Raw genomic sequence first — 21,991 nt, forward strand, 5'->3', positions numbered from 1 at the left:
AACACTTCAATGGTTTAGGTATATATAGAAAGTTTATACTTAACAACATTACCGAGGTAACATTTTTCTTCTCAAAAATCGCAGTTCCAGCGCGGCTCGAATTGGCATCCGGCCTGCCTTTTGGCCCTGAATTGGAAGGGCCCGCCATGCTACAATCAGGTCAGACTTAAAGGCTGAAACCCACGCGCTTTCAAGGTTTTATTCCCATTATGGACCGTCCTGGTTCGGAAGGCCTTCATAGGGTTCAGCTAGTGGAGTTCCATGCCCCAAAAAGAGATTGAATCCTCGGACAACTTAGCCCTCGTCGAAGGCGATTCCGCCCAAAATGCTATACAAAACGGCAGCTATACCAGCGACAACATTAAGGTGCTGGAGGGATTAGAGGCGGTTCGACTGCGCCCTGCCATGTACATCGGCTCGACCGGTGAGATGGGACTGCACCATCTGGTCTACGAAGTCGTAGACAATTCTGTCGACGAGGCGCTGGCTGGATACGCCAAGAAAATCGATGTCATTATTCACGTCGATAACTCGATCACCGTCATCGACGACGGCCGCGGCATCCCTGTCGACGAAAAGCTTCTGGACAACGGCGAACGCATGCCCGCTGTACAGGTCGTGCTCACCAAGCTGCATGCCGGCGGCAAGTTCGATTCCTCGACCTACAAAGTTTCCGGCGGCTTGCATGGCGTCGGCGTCTCCTGCGTGAATGCGCTCAGCGAGGCCTTCGATGTCGAGATCTGGCGCGACGGGCACACCTATGAGCAGGACTACGCGAAGGGCGCCCCTATTTCCACCCTCCGCCAGTGCGGCACCTCGAAGCGCCGCGGCACCAAGGTCCACTTCCTCGCCGACAAGACCATTTTCACGGTCACCGAGTACAACTACGACACGCTGGCTCAGCGACTTCGCGAACTCGCCTTCCTGAATAAGGGGCTGGAGATCTCGCTCACCGATGAGCGCACCACCGACGCCAAGACCGGCGAGGCCAAGCGCACCGAATTCCGTTACGCCGGCGGCATCGCCGAATTCATCAAGCACATCAATCGCGGCAAACAGGTCCTGCACGAGAAGCCCATCATGATGGAAGGCCTGCGGGATGGCGTCGATATGGAGATCGCTCTCCAATACAACGACAGCTACTCTGAGACGGTCTTCACCTTCGCCAACAACATCAACACTGTCGATGGTGGATCGCATCTTTCCGGCTTCAAGACCGCGCTGACCCGCACCATCAACTCCGCTGGTCAGCAGCTTGGCCTCTTCAAGGACGTGAAGGAAAATCTCTCCGGAGATGACGTTCGCGAAGGCCTGGTCGCGGTGATCAGCGTGAAGCTGTCCCAGCCACAATTCGAAGGGCAGACCAAGGGCAAGCTCAATTCGGACATCGCCGGTATTGTGCAGGCATTGGTCAACGAGAAGCTGGGCATGTTCCTTGAACAAAATCCTCCCGTCGCGAAGCGCATCATCAACAAGGCTATCGAAGCTGCACGCGCCCGCGAGGCAGCCCGCAAGGCTCGCGATCTTACTCGCCGTAAAGGTGCGCTCGATGGCGGCGGCCTGCCGGGCAAGCTGGCCGATTGCAGCGAACGCAATCCCGATCGCTGCGAACTCTACCTGGTCGAGGGTGAGTCCGCAGGCGGAACCGCCAAGCAGGGCCGGGACCGCAAGTTCCAGGCCATCCTGCCCCTCAAGGGCAAGATCCTCAACGTGGAGAAGGCCCGCTATGACAAGATGCTGGGCCACGAAGAAATCCGCGCCATGATCACCGCGCTCGGCTGCGGTATCGGCAAGGACGACTTTGATCCCTCCAAGCTGCGCTACGGCAAGATCATCCTGATGACGGACGCCGACGTTGACGGCTCGCACATCAGAACGCTCCTGCTGACTTTCTTCTTCCGCCACATGCAGGAGCTGATCAAGCGCGGGCACGTGTATATCGCGCAGCCTCCGCTTTACAAGATCAAGAAGGGCCGCTTCGAGCAGTACATCAAAGACGACCGCGAATTCGTCAAGGTCATGGTGAAGCGCGCATCCGACGGGATGATCGTTCGCCACGGCGACGCCGGCGAGAAGCTTGAAGGCGCAGCCCTCACCAAGTTCATGGGCCATCTGAACGATTACATCGGCTTCTTCGAAAAGCTGAACAAGCGCCTGCGCAACGAAGAGATCACTACGCTCCTCGCAAAACAGGAACTGGTGCGCCGCAGCGACTTCGAAGGCGATTCCGTTCCGGCCAAACTCGAAGCCCTGCACACCTCGCTCGCCGCAATCCAGAAGAAGTATCAGTTCAAAGGCCTGTCCCATCCGGTTCGCGACGAAGAACACCAGACATGGTCGGTGAGCTTCATCGATTCGCAGGGAGCGGAACGGCATCTTGACTGGACGCTCGCATCCACTCCCGAGTATCGCCAGATGATGTCCAAGTACGCGCAGATCAAGGACTCGCTCGAGCCACCGTTCTTCATCGAGTACGCTCCCAAGGCATCCTCCGCCAAAGCCGAAGCCGCGGAAGCTGCAGAAGCGGAAGAGACCGAAGGCCAGACCGTTGGAGAAGCCGAGGCCGGCAAGCCCGCGCCCAAGCGCTCCAGCCGCGTATCGTTGGAGCCGGTGGAGAAGCAGACGCCGCAGGAACTCTTCGAATACGTCATCGAGCAGGGGCGCCGCGAGTATCAGGTGCAGCGCTATAAGGGCCTGGGGGAAATGACCGCTCCGCAGCTATGGGAAACCACCATGGATCCCGAACGCCGTACGCTGCTGTCGGTAAGACTAGAAGACATCGCAGAAACCGAAACCATCTTCACCACGCTAATGGGAGAAGATGTCGAAGCGCGACGCAAGTTCATCGAAGAGAATGCGCTCGACGTAAAGAATCTCGATATCTAACTAGCATCTGTAGCGGGAAGCATAAGCAGAAATACTGTAGCGTGGCACCGTTAATGAAACTGGTGCCACGGTGAATGAGAATCTGTGCCATGAAAAGCAAGAATGGCACAGATTCGATCATCGGCGGTGAGTGGAATGCCCGGCGTCGGGCGACGCAGTAGGTGCAATTTGCGTCGCTGTCGGTGGCTGGGGGGTTGGTCGCCTCGGCGCTGCTGGCCAATTTTATCCCTGCGCCGAGTGCGGCGTCGATCCATCCCGCGCAGGCGCTGCGAGCAGATTAACCACTTTATTTGATCTTTTCAGTAGAGCCGCCCAAATCATACATCTTCACATCTTCTTACCATTGGACTCTGGGAGATCAGGTATTGCGTAAAGCGCAATGCACTCGTTGAAGCCGTGTGCGGGGTGGATCACTTCCGACAACAGCGTTTATCGCGACCTTACAAAAAGGACAGACCGCCGGGCGACGGTCTGTCCAAATGAGGTTCTTCCCGCATTACGTTGTCGTCTTCTCTTGTATTGTTTTTGCAGCTTTGCGGATCACCTCGATGACTAAATCCGGCTTGGAGAGCATGGGGACGTGGCTGCTCTCTACCTCCACCACAGTTGCTCCCATACGCTTCGAAACCCACCGCTGGAGATCAGGGTGAACGGTATGGTCCTGCAGGCACAGAATGTACCAACTTGGCTTCGACTTCCACGGGGTGCTCTGGATAGGGTGCTGCGTGAAGAGATCGGCATGAGGCGGGAAGTGTGTCGCCCAGACAAGCTTCTGCTCTTGCTCGGAAAGGTCTCCGCAGAAAAACTCAGTGCCGCTCGGAAGCATCCAGGCGTACCCGTCCTTGACCTCCACGCGAGAGAAGATATCCGAGGGATACTTGTTGAGTTGATCCTGTACCGTCTCGCCGACATCCGGGGCGACTGCTCCAATGTAGACGAGGCCAGCCACGCGATCATCGACTCCCGCGGCCGTAATGGTAGCGCCGCCGTAGGAATGGCCCACGAGGAGGACGGGGCTGCCGACGCGGTTGAGAGTGCGCTTAATCATAGCCACGTCCTCTTCGAATGACTCCAGGCTGTATTGAACCGCAATGACCTCGTGGCCGTCCGCCTGCAATGCGGGGATGACCTTGTTGAAGCACGAGCCGTCGGCCCAAATGCCGTGGCAGAATACGATGGTTGGTTTGTGTTGTGACGACATACCTAATTGCTCCTACGATTTGGATTTCGGACAAGATGATCGTTGCCCGTTGGATATAGGTTCCTCTGCATAAAGGGCTTGTACAAATACTTTGAATGATTTACCTATGCTTGCAAAGCATAGGAGGAAGATGAGATGGAACTTCGTCACCTTCGGTATTTCGTTGCGGTCGCCGAGGAGGGTAGTCTTCTGCACGCCGCAGAGCGGCGGCTCCATACTTCGCAGCCGTCGCTGAGTCGCCAAATCCGCGATCTCGAATTGGAACTAGGCGTGAAGCTGCTGGAGCGAAAAGCACGAGGCATTGAACTCACTGCGGCTGGACGGGTGTTCCTCGATCATGCGCGGCTGGCGTTGATGCAGATAGAGGTAGGGAGCGAAGCGGCCCGAAACACAGAGCGACCTCACAAGCCGGGTTTTGGACTGGGTTTCTTGCCCGGACAGGAAGTTATCTGGTTGTCTGAGGCGTTGCGAATCGTGCGCGAGGAAACGGCTGATGTCGACGTTACGATCATGACGAAATCCTCACCTGAACTTGCCAATGCATTGATGCAGGGCGAAATTGATGTGGCTCTGATGAGGCGCGAAACGCGGACTGCTGGCCTGGAATTCCGATTTCTCGTCAAAGAGCCTCTGATCGCGATCCTGCCTTCTCACCATCGCCTCGCTCGACATAAGACAGTGAAGCCAGAGGACATCTGTCGCGAGGACTTTATCAGCACAGCAGGCGCCGCACCCGTGCTTAGAAAGATCATCGAGGAGTACGCAGCCAAGATTGGTATCAAACTAAAGCAGACTTACGATGCCGAAACTCTATCGGCCGGAATGTCGCTGGTGGCGTCGACGGGCGGCTTCACATTGGTGCCTATCTATGTTCAGAATTCGCTGCTTCCTTCCGTGGTTGCCCGGCCTTTGCACGGCGAGATTCCTACCATCGACCTTGTGATGGGGTACAACAAGTCGAATACCTCTCCGTTGCTCAAAAGATATTTGCTTCGTGCGGATGAGTTGGCGTCTTACGGACCTCGGACACAAAAAGGCTCCTTCAGGAAAACAGAAATGCCCCGACTTAAGAGAGTACAGCCCGGACGGTGATTGAAAGTGACAATATGGCTGGTGTCGACATGTCTGCATCTCGGAAGTAATCCGCGGTTCCGGCTATGAACGTGAACCGCGTCTAAGCCGACTGGTTGGAGAACGGCTGAGCGAGGTATCCTGAGCACGCGACAGTACTATCAAGGGAAAAACCGCAGGGCTTAGTTCATCCAACGACGGTTGTTAAGTTTGGATAAATGAGAGCAGGCTACTGCCGAGCGGCTATGCAGACCACGGTGGTGTGGCCGTCGAAATTGCTCGAAAGCAATTTCGACGACGCTTTTAGCTTACGAGCACCTGCTGATCTTCGACGAGTGCTTCGAGCAAAGTAGTCAGTTCCTGCTCTGCGCTATGAGCCGCAAACTCGCGACGAAGCTTCTCTGAGTTGGCGCGATACTCCGGCTCTGCCAATATTTGATCGACGGCGTCGCGTATCTGTTCCGGGCTCGGCGTATCTGTCGCAAGATAGATGCCGCATCCCGTCGCCGTCACCCGCGCTCCTACTTCCGGCTTGTCCTCGCCGCGGCCTGCCACTACCATCGGCACGCCTAAGCTGAGTGCCTGAGTTACAGTTCCGTAGCTGCCGAATGCGATCAGTACATCCACGTACGGCATGACCTTACCAAAGTTGAGGTATTTCGAAGCCACCGTATTCGGAGTGAGGGCGCAGGGGATGTTCTCGATAGGCTTGCCGCCGGTCGTTGCCAGGATCAGAAAGTCCTCGCGCTCGCCCAATGCCTGGATGGCTGGTGCCAGCAGCTTCCCTAGATCGTTGTTGGCAATTGTTCCCTGGCTGACCAGAACAATCTTCCGTCCTGCATCTTTGGCCTCTTTCAAACCGGGCGGCACATCTCCCGCTCCCTGCGGCAGCAGAGCACCGATGAAGTGAACCTTCTTCGCCGGCTCGCGCAAGGGAAATTCGAAGCTCGGCGCGCATGGCTGAAGAATAATATCGGCGAGCAGCGCGCCAGACGCGAAGACCGTTCCCGGCAAGCCCGGCAGACCGAGCTCAGCAAGCAGGCGGTCGGCGGTCTCTGTCAGTGGTCCCTCTTTCTTCTCATTGACCTCACGCGCGATTTCGGCATACTCCTTCAACTTCTCTGGATCTTCGGTCGGCATCAGACCTGGGCCCCATGGCGCACCATCCGCCCGGTCGAGAGGCGATGCTGAAATTCCAAGATATGCGCACACGGGACGCGCAGAGCGCGGTCCGAGCAAAAGTGGAAACACGCCAGCAAAGGATGTCTCGAACACGATTAAATCTGCAGGAAACTTCTTCAGGACCTTCTGCAACTCGTGAAACTGCGCAGGCATGGGCTCGACAAAAACGGTTTTAAAAATCTCCGCTCCCTCTTCTAAACTGGGCGCGTATATAAACCGTTTGAGCAGTCCGGCAACCTTCTCCAGCCAGCGTTGATCGACCTCATCAGGCAAAGGAAAGAATCGTGATCCGGCAGCCTCAATCTTTTCGTGAAAAAGTGTGCTCGTGTAGAAAGCGGTTTCGTGCCCTGCCTTCTTCAGGATGTTTGCAACGACAAGCAGCGGATTAAAGTGTCCGGTGGCGGGAATGGATGCGAGTAAAACCCTCATTGAAATTCCTCAATCATCAACCAGTGATCAGAGCAGGAGCTCCTCTGATGATGAAATGCGCCGGCGCGAAGAATATTCCCGTGAGGCGAAGAAAACCGCATCCTTAATCGACTGTGGAGTGCATATGGGTCGATGGTGTTGAATGCGGAAACAGAACAGGTTGGTCCTTTGCGGCAGCGATAAAGATCAATCCACCAGCCATGCACACATTCTTGAAGAAGTTAATGAGCTGAACCTGATACATCGACGTGCCCGTCGCCTGCCAGAATGCGTGAGCCATGAGGGTCGCGGGTATCAGGAACAGCAGCAAGGCGACGGCTGAAATACGGGGATATATTCCCAGCACCAACGCAGTACCCGCGACAAGCTGCAGAACACGCGTTCCGATAATCATTGCAGGAATGACGTCGATGGGAACACCGTGCATGGCCATCTCGTGCGCCGCAAGGGTTTGGCCAATGATGTCTAGCCCATTCAATAGGAAGATGGTTGAAATGAGGATGCGAGCTGCGATCAGGGCATAACGTTTCATAAATTTGGATCTCCTTTTGCCGAATTCTCTTGGTCCGACTTGAAGTCTGAATAACTTCGCGTCTACGAAGATCGATGACACAGTATGTTGGTCATCTCTTAGTCAAAAGGTTATCGATGGAGCGAGTGAGTGAGAAGCCGTCTTGATCGCACAGCAGCTTTGCATGATCGGCAAAGGCTATCGCATATATCGCCATCGGCCTGACCTGCGCCTGCGAGGATGTCCGTCGCGCTATCGCGGGTGGGATTTCGTCGAACCGCGACCACTGGCGGCGACAGCCTGAGGCAATCTGGCAACGATGAATTTGAGGAACGCGCGAATACGGGGTGAGAGATGACGGCGGTTCGCGCTGAGTGCAAATAGGTTGATCTCGTCGCACCAGTAATCGCCAAGGCAGGGCACAATCGATCCTTCGCGAAGTTCGGGCTGCAGATCCCAGTCGGCTTTCAACGCGATGCCCTTGCCGGCGCGCACCCAATCGTGGACTACTTCTCCGCTGGTAGTCGTAAGCGTTCCACTCACTACGACCTCGAAGCGTTTTCCCTGATCCTGAAAGACCCACGCATCCATCACACGCCTGCCCCGTACCAGCCGGATGCAATCGTGTTGCAGCAGATCGTCTGGCGTGGCGGGGATGCCATGCTTTCTGAAGTAGTCCGGTGACGCGCAGACGATACGTTTTGCCGTCAAAACCTTTTTCGCAATCACACTGGAGTCTGACGGCAGGCCAACGCGAAGAGCCACATCCAATCCGTCATCGATTACATCCAGCCCGGAATCGGACAGCACAAGATGCACCTGAACATCCGGAAATTTTTGTCTGAACTCCGTAATTAGCGGAGCTACCAATCGTCTGCCGAGCTCCATTGGTGCTCCGAGCCGAAGCATTCCCTTGATGGTCTCCCCTTTGGAAGAAGCCTCGGCTTCTGCATCGGCAATCTCCGCGACGATGCGTGCGCAACGCTCGTAGAACAGCTGTCCTTCTTCGGTGAGTTCGAACGATCTGGAAGTCCGGGTGACGAGGCGCACACCGAGACGGGATTCGAGAGCGGCCAATCCACGGCTCATGGCCGCCGGCGAAGAATTGAGCACCCGTGCCGCGGCGGAAAGATTTCCAGCCCGCACGATTTCGACAAATAACTGGAGTTCGGCAACTTCGTCCGCCACGATTCCTGCCTCCTTCGAAGCTCGCTAGACCATCTCATTCTAGCGACTCAAAAAGGGTGGTTGTCTTTGCCAATCGGAATTCAGGAAAGCCAAAGGGATCAGAACCTGAAGGTCAGGCCGGCGTTCGCAGCGATCGGAGGATGGTTATTCACGGCGTGATTAAGGAAGCCGCCGGGCTGAAGTCCAACGAGATTGAAGGCGGCGATGACATGCGGAGCGGGCGACCAGCGAATCTCCATGTCGCCCTGATCTCCAAGATACTTCGCCGTGGAGATGTGCGCAGGATTCATAAGCGCACCGCTGCCAAAGGCATAGACGCCATCATGGATCGACTCTCGCCAGTACCACTCCCACGCAATCGATCCGGTGACATTCTGTCTCAGGTGAAACTGAAGCATGGGATGTACGTCCATCAGATTTTGCGGCCCGAGAATCGGAACTACTTTAGGCGTGAAATAGGCGCCGCGCGGGAAGAGCGAATTGAATGTGCCAAGCGTAGTCCCGTTCTCGCTCCTGTCGCCGCTATACACATCCGCACGTAAAAGAGGATGCGGCTGGAACCGGGCTTGGTCGAAGGTATATCCAGTCTCCGTGGAGGCACTCCATGCAGCAATCGAATCGCGGCCAAAGGATCCCCACTGATAGTTGGCCTCCCAGTTGTAGTCGAGCCCCTTCGATGGCTGACGGAAGGCTCTTGCACCCACAGTATGGCGAAGCTCTGTGGCAGAGCCGCGATTGTAAGTAGCGTTTTTCGTTGCAAGCACGATGTAGTACAGATCCAGCATCCCTCGCGAGAGTATTGGCGCGGGAACAGTGACATAGCTGCCCCATGTCGTCTGCTGTGCATTGGGAGCGTCATCAAAGAAGCCGATGTTATCTTCCACCGGTTTCAATGCAAACACATCCCAACGGAGATGCTCGCTTTGCGTGATCCAGCGTGCTCCGTCGAAACTGAGTTTCACATTCGGGCCTTCATTGTTGTCGAAGAGGCGGCCAGACCCCAGCACGACCTCTTGCCGGCCGAGCCGTAAACTGCTGCCGCGTTCACGGCTGACATGCGGGCCTATGTCAACAAATGCCTGATGAATATCCCCGGCATCCTCATCGACACCGGGCCTGGGGCCGCCCATCCTGCCTGCAGCGTAGTCGAACTGCCATTCGGAGAAGAGGCGAAAATCCAGGCCGGCATGCAAATCGAAATGCGGCATTACACGGCTGAGAACGTAGCCGTTATGATCCTGAGGACCCGCGCCGAGCATCCAGTTATCGTAGTACTCATACTCTGTGCGATACTCCAGCCCCAGAGAGATATAAGTCTGCGGATCGCCGCTCAGTCGAATGTACTTCGCGGGATCAAAGAAATCCGGATGCTGCGCGGGGCGAGCAAGAAAGCTCCAGTCCTGCTCGGCAGGAAATGGGTTCAGTGCTGGCCGGGCGGGATCGCTCACGGCGCCCGGTGGTTGGGGATCGGGAGTCTGAGCAGCGATAGGAGCGATGCTCAGCAATATCGCAACTCCGGCCGTTATTACCTGCACGCGGGCCGCGGCTTGGAGTTTTACCAGCTTCAGCGAAGGATCTTTCGAGTTCTTCATAGCCGATCTCCCCTTCCTTCAATTGGTCCCCAAGAGACGATGAGTTCGTGAATGCGGAGACTGCTCGCCCGGTTCAGTGCGGTTTCAACACCATGCGTCCATGCTCACCGTTGGCCACCCGTTCATAGGCATTCCGCGCGTGGTTCAACGGTATGGTGTCTGCGATCATCGGTGGAAGGTACGCGCCCGTCTCAAAACCGGGGCGCAACTTCTCCAGGATGCGGGCTGTGGCCGTCAGATCGAACTTCAACGAATCCACGCCAAACAACTGGGACTCATTATGGTAGAAGTCCACGAGGTCCATGCTTACTCGCCGCATTGGTGGAGAGGTAATCTCAATCTGCCGCCCGCGATGCGCAAGGAGTTCGAGTCCAACCTGAAACAGCGAGCCCCCAGCCGTATTCAGGACCACATCAGCACCACGGCCGGAATTGAAGGATCGGAGGGTAGAGGGCAGTTCCGGATCGCCAGAATCGAGTTGCACGTCGGCAAGCCCCACGACTGGGGAGCTGGCAGGCGAGCCCGCACGGTTGATGGCAATAACCCGCGCTCCCAGATTCTTCGCAATCTGAACAGCCGCTCCACCGACACCACCCGTAGCTCCAAAGATGGCCACGGTCTCGCCATGCATCAATCGGGCATACGCGACCAGCGCGCACCACGCGGCCACAAAGGTCACACCCACTGCACCTGCTTCCACATGCGACAACCTCTCGGGCTTTAGAGCGAGACTCGCGACCGGAACCTGGATGCATTCCGCATGCGTTCCGTCTCTGGTGAATCCCACATCCCCACCCGAGCCCCATACCGCGCGGTCGATCCACTTCTTCGGTCCGTCCACTACGACGCCGGAATAGTCCCTTCCGGGTATGCGAGGCAAGGTTGTCTGCGACATGCGTCCGGCGACATTTTTCAAATCGCTGGGGTTCACCGACGCGGCCTCGATGCGCACGATTGCGCTGTTTGCATCCGCTTGCGGCAGCGGCCGTTCCGCGAGATGAAGCTGCGATGGACTTCCGAATTCTTTGAACTCGATTACCTGCATGACTTTGCTCCATTGATTGAGCTCTGAACTCCATCGGCGATCTTAGAGGCATCCTGAGGTTGCCGCGTGAGCGCTCGCTCCGCCGCGATATAACCGACGCTCATTGCAACCACAAGCAGGGAGCCGAGCAGAGCGTTCGGCGCGGGAGATGGAATTTTCACCAGGCGGCAAACTGCCCCGATCGCGAATGCGAGCACAAATCCTAGAAGTACTCTCATATGCCTTGCCTCCAGCGGTGTTGCTTCTTACCGCTGATGTGAGATTAGGCGGGCAGTGCTCGCATGAGTAGACAGGAAAGGTTCATAGCTGCTTTTCATATTCAGCAAAGATCCTCAGATGACAGATGTTCACTACTGTCGGCAATGGCGTCCCATGGAGGTCCGACCTTGGGAGCTTGGTGGTGTGGCTCAGCTATCCGCCGTTATTGATACTTTCCCCATGGCTATTGGCCCGAGCCCGGCGAAGGCATCGTCAAGTCGTGAACGATGTTCTATCTCAGCTAGGGAAACAGATTTCAGTCGCGGCGGAAGTATCTGCATCCTAAGATGATTGAACCTTAAGCTTAAAGCGCTGCTCGTTTCCACAACAGTATCGCGATCTCATCCAGACTCGAGACAGGAAGACGGAGGGAACATATGCAGGGTGAATTCAAAACCGATCGGCGCAGCTTTCTCGCGACAGCAGCAGCGGCGGCTGGTTCAGCTATCACGGTTGGACTGTGCGACGCTGATGCCCATGACCAGGGAGACGGAGGCCGGCCACAACCCACGACTGCGTCCCCTCTTTCTTTTGATAACCTCTATGACACTTCCATCCTGGCTACAACGCTGAAAGGCGAGGCGGCTGATCGCCTCGCACTACGCAGACTTGTCGATGCATGGGCTCACTGTGCCGATAGGAGACTTGCTGAACAGCAGTCAAACCTGTTCGTGCCGGATGGGACAATCCTGAACTATGAGGGGGATCCCAACACTCACCAGCCAAACTCAACAATCAAAGGCAGGACGGCTATCCGCTCTGCTCTAGCGGTCCTCAATACGTTCACGGTCACCTTGCATATGAATGGGCAGAGTGACGTGATGATCCGAGGGGATCACGCCATCGGTGAGACCTATTGTCTGGTCCATCAATTCACGATGCAGAACGATCAGCGCAAGTGCCAGACCCTTGGGATCCGCTACTACGACCAGTTTCTTCGTCAGGAGAACCGTTGGTACTTCGCGGAAAGAAAACTGATCATTGATTGGTCCGATAGTCGTATGTCCACTCCATAAATGCAATCTCCGAAGGGCTACCTTTTCTGGAGGATTTATGGCTAGAAGCGGGGCGCCCCAGAGACGGAAGGAATCGGACCATTCTTGCGGGAAGACGCAGGACGGCTGATCCGAAACTTCCGCATTTTGTAGACCAGCGAAGTCCGCTTCATTCCTAGCCGCTCTGCAGCACCGTTGCGGCCCCCGACTATCCAGTTGCTGGCTTCGAGTACATGCAGAATGTGGTCTCGCTCCAATTCTTTAAGGCCCGTCATTGGCAGGTTAGACCTTTCAGGAATACTGAACCGGTCCAACTCGGAAACCGGCGCGCGCAAGATCGTGTGAGGCGAGAGGATTACGGCACGCTCGATAAAATTCTGCAGCTCGCGAACATTTCCGGGCCATCGATACCGGACCAGCGCTTCCATTGTCTCTGAAGGAATCTCGTCGATCCCTTTCTTCATTCGCCGTGCGTACTCCTGTATAAAGTGTCGAACCAGCTTCGGAATATCCTCAGTACGCTGGCGCAATGCTGGAACGTGGATCGGAAATACCTTCAGCCGATAATAAAGATCCTCCCGAAACGTCCCGTGTTTGACCATGGCAGTCAAATCGCGATGCGTGGCCGCGATCAGGCGGACATTCACCTTGTGCGTGTAATTGCTGCCCAGTCTCTCGAACTCTTGCTCCTGCAGGACTCGCAGCAGTTTTGCTTGGAGCTCCGGAGGAATGTCTCCGACTTCGTCAAGGAAGAGTGTGCCCTTGTCGGCTAGTTCGAAGCGTCCCGTCTTTCGTGCAATTGCTCCGGTGAACGCTCCTCGTTCATGTCCAAACAGCTCGCTTTCGAGGAGCCCGAGCGGAATTGCAGCGCAGTTCAATTTGACGAAGGCACGCTCGCGGCGCCGGCTGAGGTTGTGGATAGCGCGCGCGATAAGTTCTTTACCGGTTCCTGTCTCGCCTTGGATCAGCACGCTCGAATCCGTAGGCGCCACCACGGAAACCAAGTCCAACGTGGTCTTCAACGCGGAACTTTCCCCGATGATTTTTCGAAACTCGGTGCGAGTCTCCTCTTCAAGGAAGAGTCTTTGTTTTATCTCTCTATCCTGAACCCCTATTGCATTTTCGTAGCCCAACTCGCTCTCAAGATCGACCGGCACCCGGCGATCATTCACAGCGCATTCCAAAGCTTGTTGGGAAATCTGATCTAGGCACCCTGGTGTACTTTCGATCATAAAGTGTCTCCGAGGCTCATCTTGGCGCCCGCAGCAGTTGAACATTCGAGCGTACAAACTGAGTGTGGAATGACCTTTGGTCATGCGCAACCGCAAATCGACGCTCGCAGGGCCGCTGTGTTGAGGGTGGCGAACGCGGATGCCGGGGCAAGAAAGGCTATGTTTTTGAGGGGATAAAAAGCATCTAGCGCTGGGGGATCTCAAAATGCTTTCGGCCGAACATACGTGCATCAACGGACCATGCACCCGGTCCGATCATTGCCAACGTTGCGCCTAACGCCGCCAGCATGATGGGAATTGCACCGCTGCCGCTACCGGAAAAAGCGATCCACACTTCAACCACCGCGATTGCCGTTCCGCAGAGAGGTGTCCATAAGCCAATGAGCAGAAGTATCCCTGCACCTGCCCCAATCATGTGCGGAAGGGCTAAGGTAAACTGCGGAGCTTCCTTGAGGTGCTCCAACCCTGAGCAGAACAGGAACGCCGCAGTGACCACACGCTGGAGAAGTAAGCCTCTGCCCGGCCAACTATTTGGAAATGCGGAGAAGAGACGTTGCAAGAGCACCCCTTTTTCCGCCTTCAGCTTACAGTAGCCGCGATAAGCTCAAAACGCCCGAACGAGGCTCTTCGCCCCCTCCATTTGGGGGATCTATAGCTCGATGATTCCTCGCTTCAATCCGATCGTGACAGCATGTGCCCGGTCCTTGGCGTCAAGCTTCGAGAGTATGTTCGCAACGTAGCTTTTCACGCTGGCTTCGCCAATCGATAGCAGATCCGCAATCTCTTTATTGGCGTTCCCGCCAGCGATCAGCCGCAGCACATCAATTTCCCGCGGGGTGAGATCGTCCCTGGGATGATCCACCAGCTCTACAGCAATCTCCTGAGGGATGCGCCGCTGTCCGGCATGAACCGCTCGAATGGTCTCGAGGAGTTCACGGTGCACCTGTCTCTTTAACAAATAACCTCGGGCACCCGCCTTAATCGCGCGCACCACTTGAATATCGCCGCTATACGTTGTCAGAACGATGACCTTTGCATCCGGAAACTCTCTTTGAATCTGGCTAAGGCTCTCGATGCCGTTCAAGCCGGGTAGCTGGATGTCCATCAGCGTCACATCCGGCCGGCAGGCGCGAAACTTCTCGATGGCTTCCTCCCCACTGGAAGCTTCCGCGACCAGCTTCATGTCATCCTCGGTATTGACGAGCGCGGCGATCCCTTTGCGAAGAAGGGGGTGATCGTCCACCGTAAGAATTCGAATCAGGCTAGGGTCGATGCTCATGATTTTCGGTCCTTTGAAACACCCGGAATCCAGAGCGTCCCGGCGTCTTTTCGTAGGCCAGCGAAGCAGCAACGGCCAGTTGAACTTCTGTCCCCGCGCCCGCCTGGCTCCAAACATCCAGTTTCGCACCGATTTGCTGTGCCCGCTCTCGAACGCCTGGCAGGCCCCAGTGCCCGGCGCGTCTGCCTTCCTCGAGTGTGTGCGCGTCCATGCCTTTTCCATCGTCCCGCACACGCAACCGGAACTGATGGTCGTCGTAGAGAATCTCTGCCTCGATCCGCCTCGCCTGCGCATGCCGGAAAGCATTGCGCAATACCTCCCGCGCAATGCGATAGCTCTCATCCCGGATGACCGGAGTCAACGCTCGTTGCTGACCCTCGACAGTAAGTCCGAAGGTTGGAGAATCATGTTCTCCACTTCGCGAGGCCGTCAATTTCTCTCCAGTTAACTTGATGAGCTGTGCGAGATCATCGTCCGTCGTCGCTGTGCTTCGCAAGTCGGCGATGGCGTCCTGGCTCTCGGTGATCGCCTGCTCCGTTCCCATAATCGCGCCATCGAGAGCTTGCAGGGCTTCATCCGGCCGCTTCTGGAACATGTTGCGGGCCGCCTGAACCTCAAACATCAATCCATGCAGGCTCTGAAGCAGGCTGTCGTGCAGTTCGCGCGCGATACGTGTGCGCTCGCTGACACGTTCTTCCAGACGAAGCTCAACGATGCGCCGCGTTATGGCCCAGCCAAAGAAAGCGGCGATGAAAAACGTAGAGATCGCCGTTAGCGGAACGATAAAAAGAATCTGCCGCCGCACGCTTCCCATTTTCAAAACGGCCTGTGCAAGTTCTCCGTTGGCTTGTTGTTGAATGCTGCCGACCAATACTGAGGTCTGAGTCTCGATCGGTTTCAGTTCGTTGTCTAATCGGCGTTGCACCGTTCCCCACTCGCCCGACTCCGCTAAGTCGTTAATAGCGTCGAGTTGTGCCGGCAAAGCAACTTCGATTGTTTCCAGCGTTGGTAAGAATGCCGAATCTACTTGCGTTCCGGGCGGCTGGTTAGCGGAAACGGCCATTCTCGCTTGTCGAACCTGTTCCTGGAGAACCCAGCGCAATGGCTTGGCTGCAGTGGCCAGATGCTGTGCATCGCCGGATCGTACAAGGTCGTCCAGGCATTGATGGAACGAGAGAACGCCTACTTGAAGTCGCAGCACCGCAATCAGTTGTTGATTCGCGCCGGTGAGTCGATCGGTCTGGATGCTGGCTCGATGAAACTGCCAGATGACAAGAGCGTTGCCGGCAAGAATAAGAGCGATTAACAGGGCGAAAGCAAGCGTGAGCCTAGGACCAATCTTGAAATAATCTGCTGATTTCATTCAAGCCCCGCTTCCTCAAGAAGCTTTCCCCTGGCGGCGGTTCTTTCCGCGCATGAGAATATTCATCCTACGAAACACAATGCTAAAGGTAATTTACTTTTACGTCTTGGGCGGTCCGGCATGGAAACCGGTTATCTGAATCAATTGCTTTTCCAACTCCGCTGCCGCTTCTTGCGCCCCTCTCTGGCCGGTTAACACAGAATGCACTGCCTGAATGTAAGCCGCAGTCACGTCTTCATAGGCATGACCGGTGACACTCGAAGGCCGGCTAACCAGCCGGCTGCTCTGTTCACCTGATTGAGGCGAGGGAGCGTAGGCCTGCAGCGTTTGTGGCAGACCATAGAACTCAGCGGCCGGCTCGGAGTGAACGGCGTTCGCTTTTGCTTGCAAGTCCCTGGCAATCAGAAAATGGATGAGGGCAACTGCTTCACGAGGATGAGCCGAGGATTGGGAGACGGCCAAACCAATGCCTCCCAGGGCGCCCACTTGTCCTCCGCGACCTCCAGGCATACTCGTGTAACCCGTGCGGTCTCGCATAGGCGATTCCCTGGGGTGAGTCAATCGATAACCCCACTGCCAGCTGCGCATGAAAGCAGCATTGCCTGAATCCCAAACGCCCAACGAATCCACTTCCTGATAAGCCACAACACCAGGCGGCGATATTCTGCCGATCCAACGGGCAGCTCGTTGCCAAGACTGGATCGCGGCGGGATTGTTTACGCTGATTGTTCCATCATCTTCGATGATGCGGCCCCCTCCCGCGGAGACCTGCCATTCCAGGGCGTTGCAGGTCAAGCTCTCCGTGGCCGCACCTTGCCAGATGTATCCCCAAAAATCCTTTCTGCCCTTTGCCCGTTCGCCCGCCTGAATTCGGGCGGCCATGCGTTCCAGTTCATCCCATGTCTTCGGAGGATGGCTATATCCATACTGCCGGAGTAGATCAGTTCGATATGCGAGAACGCCGACGTGAGTGTCATAGGGCAACGCCACCACCTTGCCGTTCACCGTGTAGCTGGCGACCAATTGGGCATCCAGCGACGAAAGTTCGGAGGCGAAATCTGGCCGCAGATCGACCAGATGGTCCGCGAGAATTCGCGGCCAGATGACGTCAATACCCAGGACATCGGGGCTGAGCGCGCCTTCCTTCAACAACCGGCGCAGCAGGTCCAGTTGAGCCTGCGGGGGGAGCGCAGAAAACAAGGTCTCGGGAAGCGGCGGCGGCTGGATGACAATTCCAGTTTCCCTGGTGAACTCACGAGATTCGCCCGCGGCTCTGGACAATTCGTCGGGCTGCGACCACTCCTGATCGAGAAAAGTCACCGTCGCGGGTGCTGGTGCGGATTTGCGGCAGCCGGAGACAAAGCAAAGGAGCAAGACGATGACGATGGCCAATTTATCTGGCAAGGAACGATGCTCCGGCCCGCGCATGTTCAAAAGATGCGCCAATATCAATTGGAGCACAGGAGATTTTCGGTTCGCGATACTGCGACGAGTGAGGTTTCCCCAGCTCGCACCGCATCGTCAGGGCAGCTGCAGGCTATCCCAGAGTTTGCACCGATGCTCCTCGGACATTTGACTCTCCGACCGCAGAGATAAGGCGGGGATATCTTCCGATAGATAAAACGATGACCGTGGGTTGCGGGCATCGAAGCGCGGCCACAGCTCATCTCCCGCCGCGTTCGGATTGCCCGTGCGGGCGAAGTTAGCCCAGGCCATCACCAGCTCGTCCGAAAGCTTCTCCTGCGCGCTATTGAGCGGGTGCGCTATTCCTCGCGTGCCGCCGTGCCATCCGGGGAATAGGTATTGAATGTCAGCCGTGTGGTAGGCCAGCGACTGGAAGCCCGGCAACCCCGGAAAGAAAAAGGGCGCGGTCCGGTCGTTGAACTCATAGGCATAGAGCGGAACCTGCGAAGACAGCGTCTGATTCACGGCCTGCTGCGGGCAAACGTACGAGCCGGTGCCCATCGCGTCAAGAGCCAGTTGAGGAGTAGCGTAGGAAGCGGGCGTGTAGGCGGCAACCACCTTCGACGCATTCGCTCCATAAGTCTCCACATACCTCTTCACATCCGCTTCGGAGACGGGTGCTTGTGGCGGCGCGGAAAAATACTCGTTGATCGCGAGCAGGAAATTGTATTCGTCGTGGGTAAAGCCGCTCATTATGGGCATGTGGGCGAACTTGCCCGTCTTGAAGGCATCGAACAGCCCCTGGCTCGGCACAATCGTGCCATCCGCGATCGGGGCGGTCGTCATGTAAGGACCGTTGGCGCTTTCTGTGCCTTGCAATTTCAGGATTGTCTCCACCGGCAAGCTTCGCAGGCAAGCCGCGGCATCCGGGCCAGAGCCAGAGCCACACCCGGCAGCAGTTGAGAATGAGGTCCCAAGCTTCTCTCCGGCGCTTAATGAAATCGAGTCGAACAGGATGCTCTCGAAGATTGCACGATTGAACAGGCCCGCCGCCAGCGGTGAAACCACATGCGTCGAGGCATCGACCGACCCCGCGGACTGGCCGCCAAGAGCTACCCTCGTCGGATCGCCGCCAAACGATGCAATGTTCTTCTGCACCCACTTCAGCGCCAGCTGCTGATCCAACAACCCGTAGTTGCCGAACGGATGCCCCTCATGATCCAGCGCGGGATTGGCCAGCCATCCCAGCAGGCCGAGCCGGTAGTTGAGAGTAACGACAACCACATCGCCCTTCGTTACGAGTTTGCTGGCATCGTAGTCGTTGCTCTCACCATCAAAATTGCCGCCTCCATGAATCCACACCAGGACCGCCAGCTTTTCGCTGCCAGCCTGTTTGGGGGCAAACACATTGAGGTAAAGGCAGTCCTCATTGCTGTTCGCCGGTCCGGCAAATGCCCCCAGCGTCGTGACCTGCGCGCAGGTTGGTCCGAAGCGCGTCGCTTGCCGGGTTTCAGTCCATTGCGGATAAGCTTGCGGAGGCTGCCAGCGCAGGCCGCCAACGGGCGGTTGCGCATACGGAATGCCCAGATATTCGTGGACGCCGTGATTATCGAGCCCCTGCAGCGGACCGGCCGAGGTCTGTACTACTGGCGAAAGCGGCAATCCCGCTTGAGGCTGCTGCGCCTGCGCCGGCGATGTTGTTTCCTGTGCGCGTACTGTCTGCGAAAGCGAAGCCAGCACAACCATCGCGATCATTGCAAAAATTTCTAACCCGCTGCATCGCTTCCACCACGATGCGGTGTCGTACTTGCAATTCATATTTCTCCTGAATCAAATAACCAACGGTGTCGCTGGTTCATTTCGGCCGCACATGCCGCCATGCACGGCACGGCACATTTTGTCTTTAGATATGCCTTAGGCCACGCGTGAGCTGACGCTTCCCTTCTCCACGACGCCGGCTAATTGGCAGGCGTCGCGTGGAGAAAGAGTGTTTACTTGCTGCCGTGTGTGGCAGGAGTCGTGGTTTGAGCAAGTGCGGTAGGTTGGAAATCGGGATTCCCGAAATTCCAGAGGAAGAAGGTGAAGATGTCCGTCCAGTCAGAAACCTGCTGGGCGATGGTATCGGTGATGCCGTGGCCCGCGTCGTAGTTCACACGAAAGAGGATGGGATTAGGTCCAGCATTCGCGGCTTGCAGACGTGAAGCCATCTTGGCGCCCTGCCAGGGATCGACGCGCGGATCGTTGGCGCCGGCAGTTACCAAAGTGGCGGGATATTTGGTGCCCGGAACCACATGGTCGTACGCTGCCATTTCCAATAGCCCCTTGAAGCCGTCCGGATCCTTGACTGTGCCGTACTCCGGAATATTCGCCGGCCCATTCGCTCCAGTCTCCTGACGCAGCATATCGGAGCAAGGCACACCGTCAATCGCGGCGGCGAAGAGGTCGGGCCGCTCGGTGATGGAGCGCCCTATCAAGATTCCGCCGGCGGACTGGCTCCAGATGCCGAGATGTGGAGTCGAGGTATATTTTTCGTCAATGAGGTATTGAGCAGAGGCGATGAAGTCACGCCACGTGTTTGGCTTGGTAAGCTTTTTGCCCGCAAGGTGCCAGCCTTCGCCGAGCTCCCCGCCGCCGCGCACATGAGCGATAGCGAGCACGCCTCCACGCTCCAGCCACGCCATGTAACGCCGGCTGAAGCCAGGAGTGAATGCGTCTCCGTAGGCGCCGTAGCCGATCAGCGTCGTGGGAGCTTTGCCGTCGCGGACCAGACCTTTCTTATAAACAATCGACAGCGGGAGCGGGGTGCCATCCAGCCCCTTGATGGTGAGCTCTTCGGAGACGAGATCGGTAGGGTCGACAGGGTTCGGAACTCTCAGGTGCAGAGCAGTGAGCGACGCGCTTGCGGAATCGTAGCGAAAGGAGTCGCCGGGCGTCGTCCAGCTGGTGAGATCGATGACCGCTCCGGAAACGGAGAGCGCGGTGGCGACCGCGTCGGCGTGCTCGGTGGCGGGCAGCGGAAGAGTGGTCGCCCTGGAGTTGGGACCATAGGGCAGACGAAGCACCCGGCCGATGCCGTTCTGCAGACACTGGATGTAAAGAGCATCCGAGGCCGCATGAAGCACGTTCGTGCCAATGAAGCCGCCGGAGAGAACGAGGTCACTTGCAGGAAGCACAACCTCAGCCGTCTTGAGGTCGGGATGAGCGGCATCTACGCGCAGGATCTTGCCATTGAGCGTGTCGCTGAAGCTGACCAGGTAAAGGTCGTTCCCGTGAAGAGCCTCGTCGGTCACCTTGTCGGAGAAGTCAGCGACCTTCTGCCATCCAGTATGAGTGGTAAGAGCGGAGGGTGGGCCAACATAGACCGAGCCGTCGGGATCGACTCCAGGGGTTACAGTCGCAAACGCGAACTTTGATCCCGGCACCGTGAGCGCGATTGGAAAAGAGAACTCCGGCACTTCGATCTCAGGCGAGACACCACGGCCCAGCACCAGGGTATCCTGCGCCACCGGCGTGCCAAGAACATGCTGATGAACCATCGGTCTGCGGTACTTGTCGGTAGGCGGAGCATTAGGGGCAAGCTTTTCCAATTGGAGATAGAAGAGGCTCTTATCGTCGGCAGAAAAGACTGCTCCTAAACAGCGTTCCAAGGTCTCCGGCAGCTCGCGTCCGGTGGCGGTCTCGTAAATATGCGCGGTCTTCTCTTCCGAGCCGCCTGGCGATAGTTCGACCGTCACTAACTCGCCGTCACCGGAGGGTGTGTAATCGTCGAGCGAAACGTGGGAGGTGGCAGTCGAGAGCTTGGGCAGGTCGAGAAGCATGCGCTCGGAACCGCCCGGTGCCAGGCGGACATAAAGACTGGCCTGATTCTCTCCCCTGTTGCGCTTGCGATAGAAAAGATAAGGCCCCGCGACCTTGAGGTCGGTGATGGCGGCCTCCTCCGCGTTCATGTAGCGGGACATCTCTGCGGAAAAATCCTTCCGTCCGGGGATGCTGTCAAGCACCGCACGGGTATAGTCGGCCTGGCCGCGCATGAAGGCGACCACCTCCGGCGACTTCTGATCTTCCAGATAGCGATAGGGATCGACAACCTGCTGGCCAAAGTAGGTATCCGTGACCGGCCGAACCGGCGCCACTGGTGGAGGCGCGATGGATTTCGGCGTTTGCCCCGTCGCATGGAGTGCAAAGAAGAAGATGCCAGCAGGCAGGAATGAGGTCAGCAAGCGACGGCTCGGCGAATCGCAGGTCGTGAACATGAAGAGAGTGTAAACCCCGCAACTTATCGAGGGCGGCCAGGTTTTTCATCCTATCAGTACCGATCAAGGCAGGATGCGTATCAACGAAATCATCAAGCCTGA

General features: G+C 56.8%; 17 protein-coding genes. 3 read left to right on the top strand and 14 right to left on the bottom strand.

Features of this window, described 5'->3' with window-relative positions:
• Positions 1–261: 261 nt before the first annotated feature.
• A complete protein-coding gene (gene gyrB / locus XX99_RS13295) occupies positions 262–2,886 on the top strand; it encodes a DNA topoisomerase (ATP-hydrolyzing) subunit B (protein WP_050059857.1) in 2,625 nt (874 codons plus the stop codon).
• 496 nt (positions 2,887–3,382) lie between these two features.
• Here gyrB and XX99_RS13300 read toward each other — a convergent pair whose 3' ends face one another.
• Positions 3,383–4,087, bottom strand: a complete 705-nt coding sequence (locus XX99_RS13300; protein WP_050059858.1) for an alpha/beta fold hydrolase — start codon at positions 4,085–4,087, stop codon at positions 3,383–3,385.
• Positions 4,088–4,222: 135 nt separating this feature from the next.
• Here XX99_RS13300 and XX99_RS13305 point away from each other — a divergent pair, with 135 nt between their 5' ends.
• Positions 4,223–5,179 carry a LysR family transcriptional regulator gene (locus XX99_RS13305; protein ID WP_050059859.1) on the top strand — a complete coding sequence of 319 codons (957 nt, stop codon included), beginning with the start codon at positions 4,223–4,225 and terminating at the stop codon, positions 5,177–5,179.
• A 282-nt stretch (positions 5,180–5,461) separates the two neighbouring features.
• On the opposite strand, the gene XX99_RS13310 is transcribed toward XX99_RS13305, so the two are convergent.
• The 6 genes from XX99_RS13310 to XX99_RS28660 all read right to left on the bottom strand — a co-directional run bounded on the left by XX99_RS13310 (position 5,462) and on the right by XX99_RS28660 (position 11,323).
• Positions 5,462–6,769 (bottom strand): glycosyltransferase, encoded by a 1,308-nt coding sequence (locus XX99_RS13310; RefSeq protein WP_050059860.1) that lies wholly within the window; start codon positions 6,767–6,769, stop codon positions 5,462–5,464.
• Between the two features lie 103 nt (positions 6,770–6,872).
• Positions 6,873–7,301, bottom strand: a complete 429-nt coding sequence (locus XX99_RS13315; RefSeq protein WP_050059861.1) for a DoxX family protein — start codon at positions 7,299–7,301, stop codon at positions 6,873–6,875.
• Positions 7,302–7,532: 231 nt separating this feature from the next.
• Entirely contained in the window at positions 7,533–8,468 is a 936-nt protein-coding gene (locus XX99_RS13320; RefSeq protein WP_050059862.1) for a LysR family transcriptional regulator, read from the bottom strand.
• Between the two features lie 98 nt (positions 8,469–8,566).
• Positions 8,567–10,060, bottom strand: coding sequence for an alginate export family protein (locus XX99_RS13325; protein ID WP_050059863.1), 1,494 nt, complete (start codon positions 10,058–10,060; stop codon positions 8,567–8,569).
• 73 nt (positions 10,061–10,133) lie between these two features.
• The gene (locus XX99_RS13330; protein ID WP_050059864.1) at positions 10,134–11,105 is read right to left on the bottom strand and encodes a quinone oxidoreductase family protein; all 972 of its coding nucleotides are present in this window, start codon (positions 11,103–11,105) and stop codon (positions 10,134–10,136) included.
• Positions 11,096–11,323, bottom strand: coding sequence for a DUF1427 family protein (locus XX99_RS28660; protein WP_050059865.1), 228 nt, complete (start codon positions 11,321–11,323; stop codon positions 11,096–11,098). The genes XX99_RS13330 and XX99_RS28660 overlap by 10 nt, the downstream gene beginning before the upstream one ends.
• A 417-nt stretch (positions 11,324–11,740) precedes the next feature.
• Between XX99_RS28660 and XX99_RS13340 the strand changes: the two genes are divergently transcribed.
• Entirely contained in the window at positions 11,741–12,379 is a 639-nt protein-coding gene (locus XX99_RS13340) for a nuclear transport factor 2 family protein (RefSeq protein ID WP_050059866.1), read from the top strand.
• 41 nt (positions 12,380–12,420) lie between these two features.
• Here the strand turns inward: XX99_RS13340 and XX99_RS28355 are convergent, their stop codons facing one another.
• The 7 genes from XX99_RS28355 to XX99_RS13375 all read right to left on the bottom strand — a co-directional run bounded on the left by XX99_RS28355 (position 12,421) and on the right by XX99_RS13375 (position 21,856).
• Positions 12,421–13,794: a sigma-54 interaction domain-containing protein gene (locus XX99_RS28355; protein ID WP_269430970.1), complete on the bottom strand. Its 1,374-nt coding sequence runs from the start codon at positions 13,792–13,794 to the stop codon at positions 12,421–12,423.
• Positions 13,775–14,149: a DoxX family protein gene (locus tag XX99_RS13350; protein ID WP_050060130.1), complete on the bottom strand. Its 375-nt coding sequence runs from the start codon at positions 14,147–14,149 to the stop codon at positions 13,775–13,777. The genes XX99_RS28355 and XX99_RS13350 overlap by 20 nt, the downstream gene beginning before the upstream one ends.
• A gap of 90 nt (positions 14,150–14,239) precedes the next feature.
• Positions 14,240–14,869: a response regulator gene (locus XX99_RS13355; protein WP_050059867.1), complete on the bottom strand. Its 630-nt coding sequence runs from the start codon at positions 14,867–14,869 to the stop codon at positions 14,240–14,242.
• Positions 14,853–16,232, bottom strand: a complete 1,380-nt coding sequence (locus tag XX99_RS13360) for a sensor histidine kinase (RefSeq protein ID WP_050059868.1) — start codon at positions 16,230–16,232, stop codon at positions 14,853–14,855. Before XX99_RS13360 ends, XX99_RS13355 begins: the two co-directional genes overlap by 17 nt.
• A 99-nt stretch (positions 16,233–16,331) precedes the next feature.
• Positions 16,332–17,636: an extracellular solute-binding protein gene (locus tag XX99_RS13365; protein ID WP_184085321.1), complete on the bottom strand. Its 1,305-nt coding sequence runs from the start codon at positions 17,634–17,636 to the stop codon at positions 16,332–16,334.
• Positions 17,637–17,753: 117 nt separating this feature from the next.
• A complete protein-coding gene (locus tag XX99_RS13370; protein ID WP_050059870.1) occupies positions 17,754–19,454 on the bottom strand; it encodes a carboxylesterase/lipase family protein in 1,701 nt (566 codons plus the stop codon).
• Between the two features lie 173 nt (positions 19,455–19,627).
• Complete coding sequence (locus tag XX99_RS13375; RefSeq protein WP_184085324.1) at positions 19,628–21,856, bottom strand: prolyl oligopeptidase family serine peptidase; 2,229 nt, start codon at positions 21,854–21,856, stop codon at positions 19,628–19,630.
• Between the last annotated feature and the right edge of the window lie 135 nt (positions 21,857–21,991).

The organism is Silvibacterium bohemicum (genome assembly GCF_001006305.1).
Lineage (GTDB): Bacteria > Acidobacteriota > Terriglobia > Terriglobales > Acidobacteriaceae > Silvibacterium > Silvibacterium bohemicum.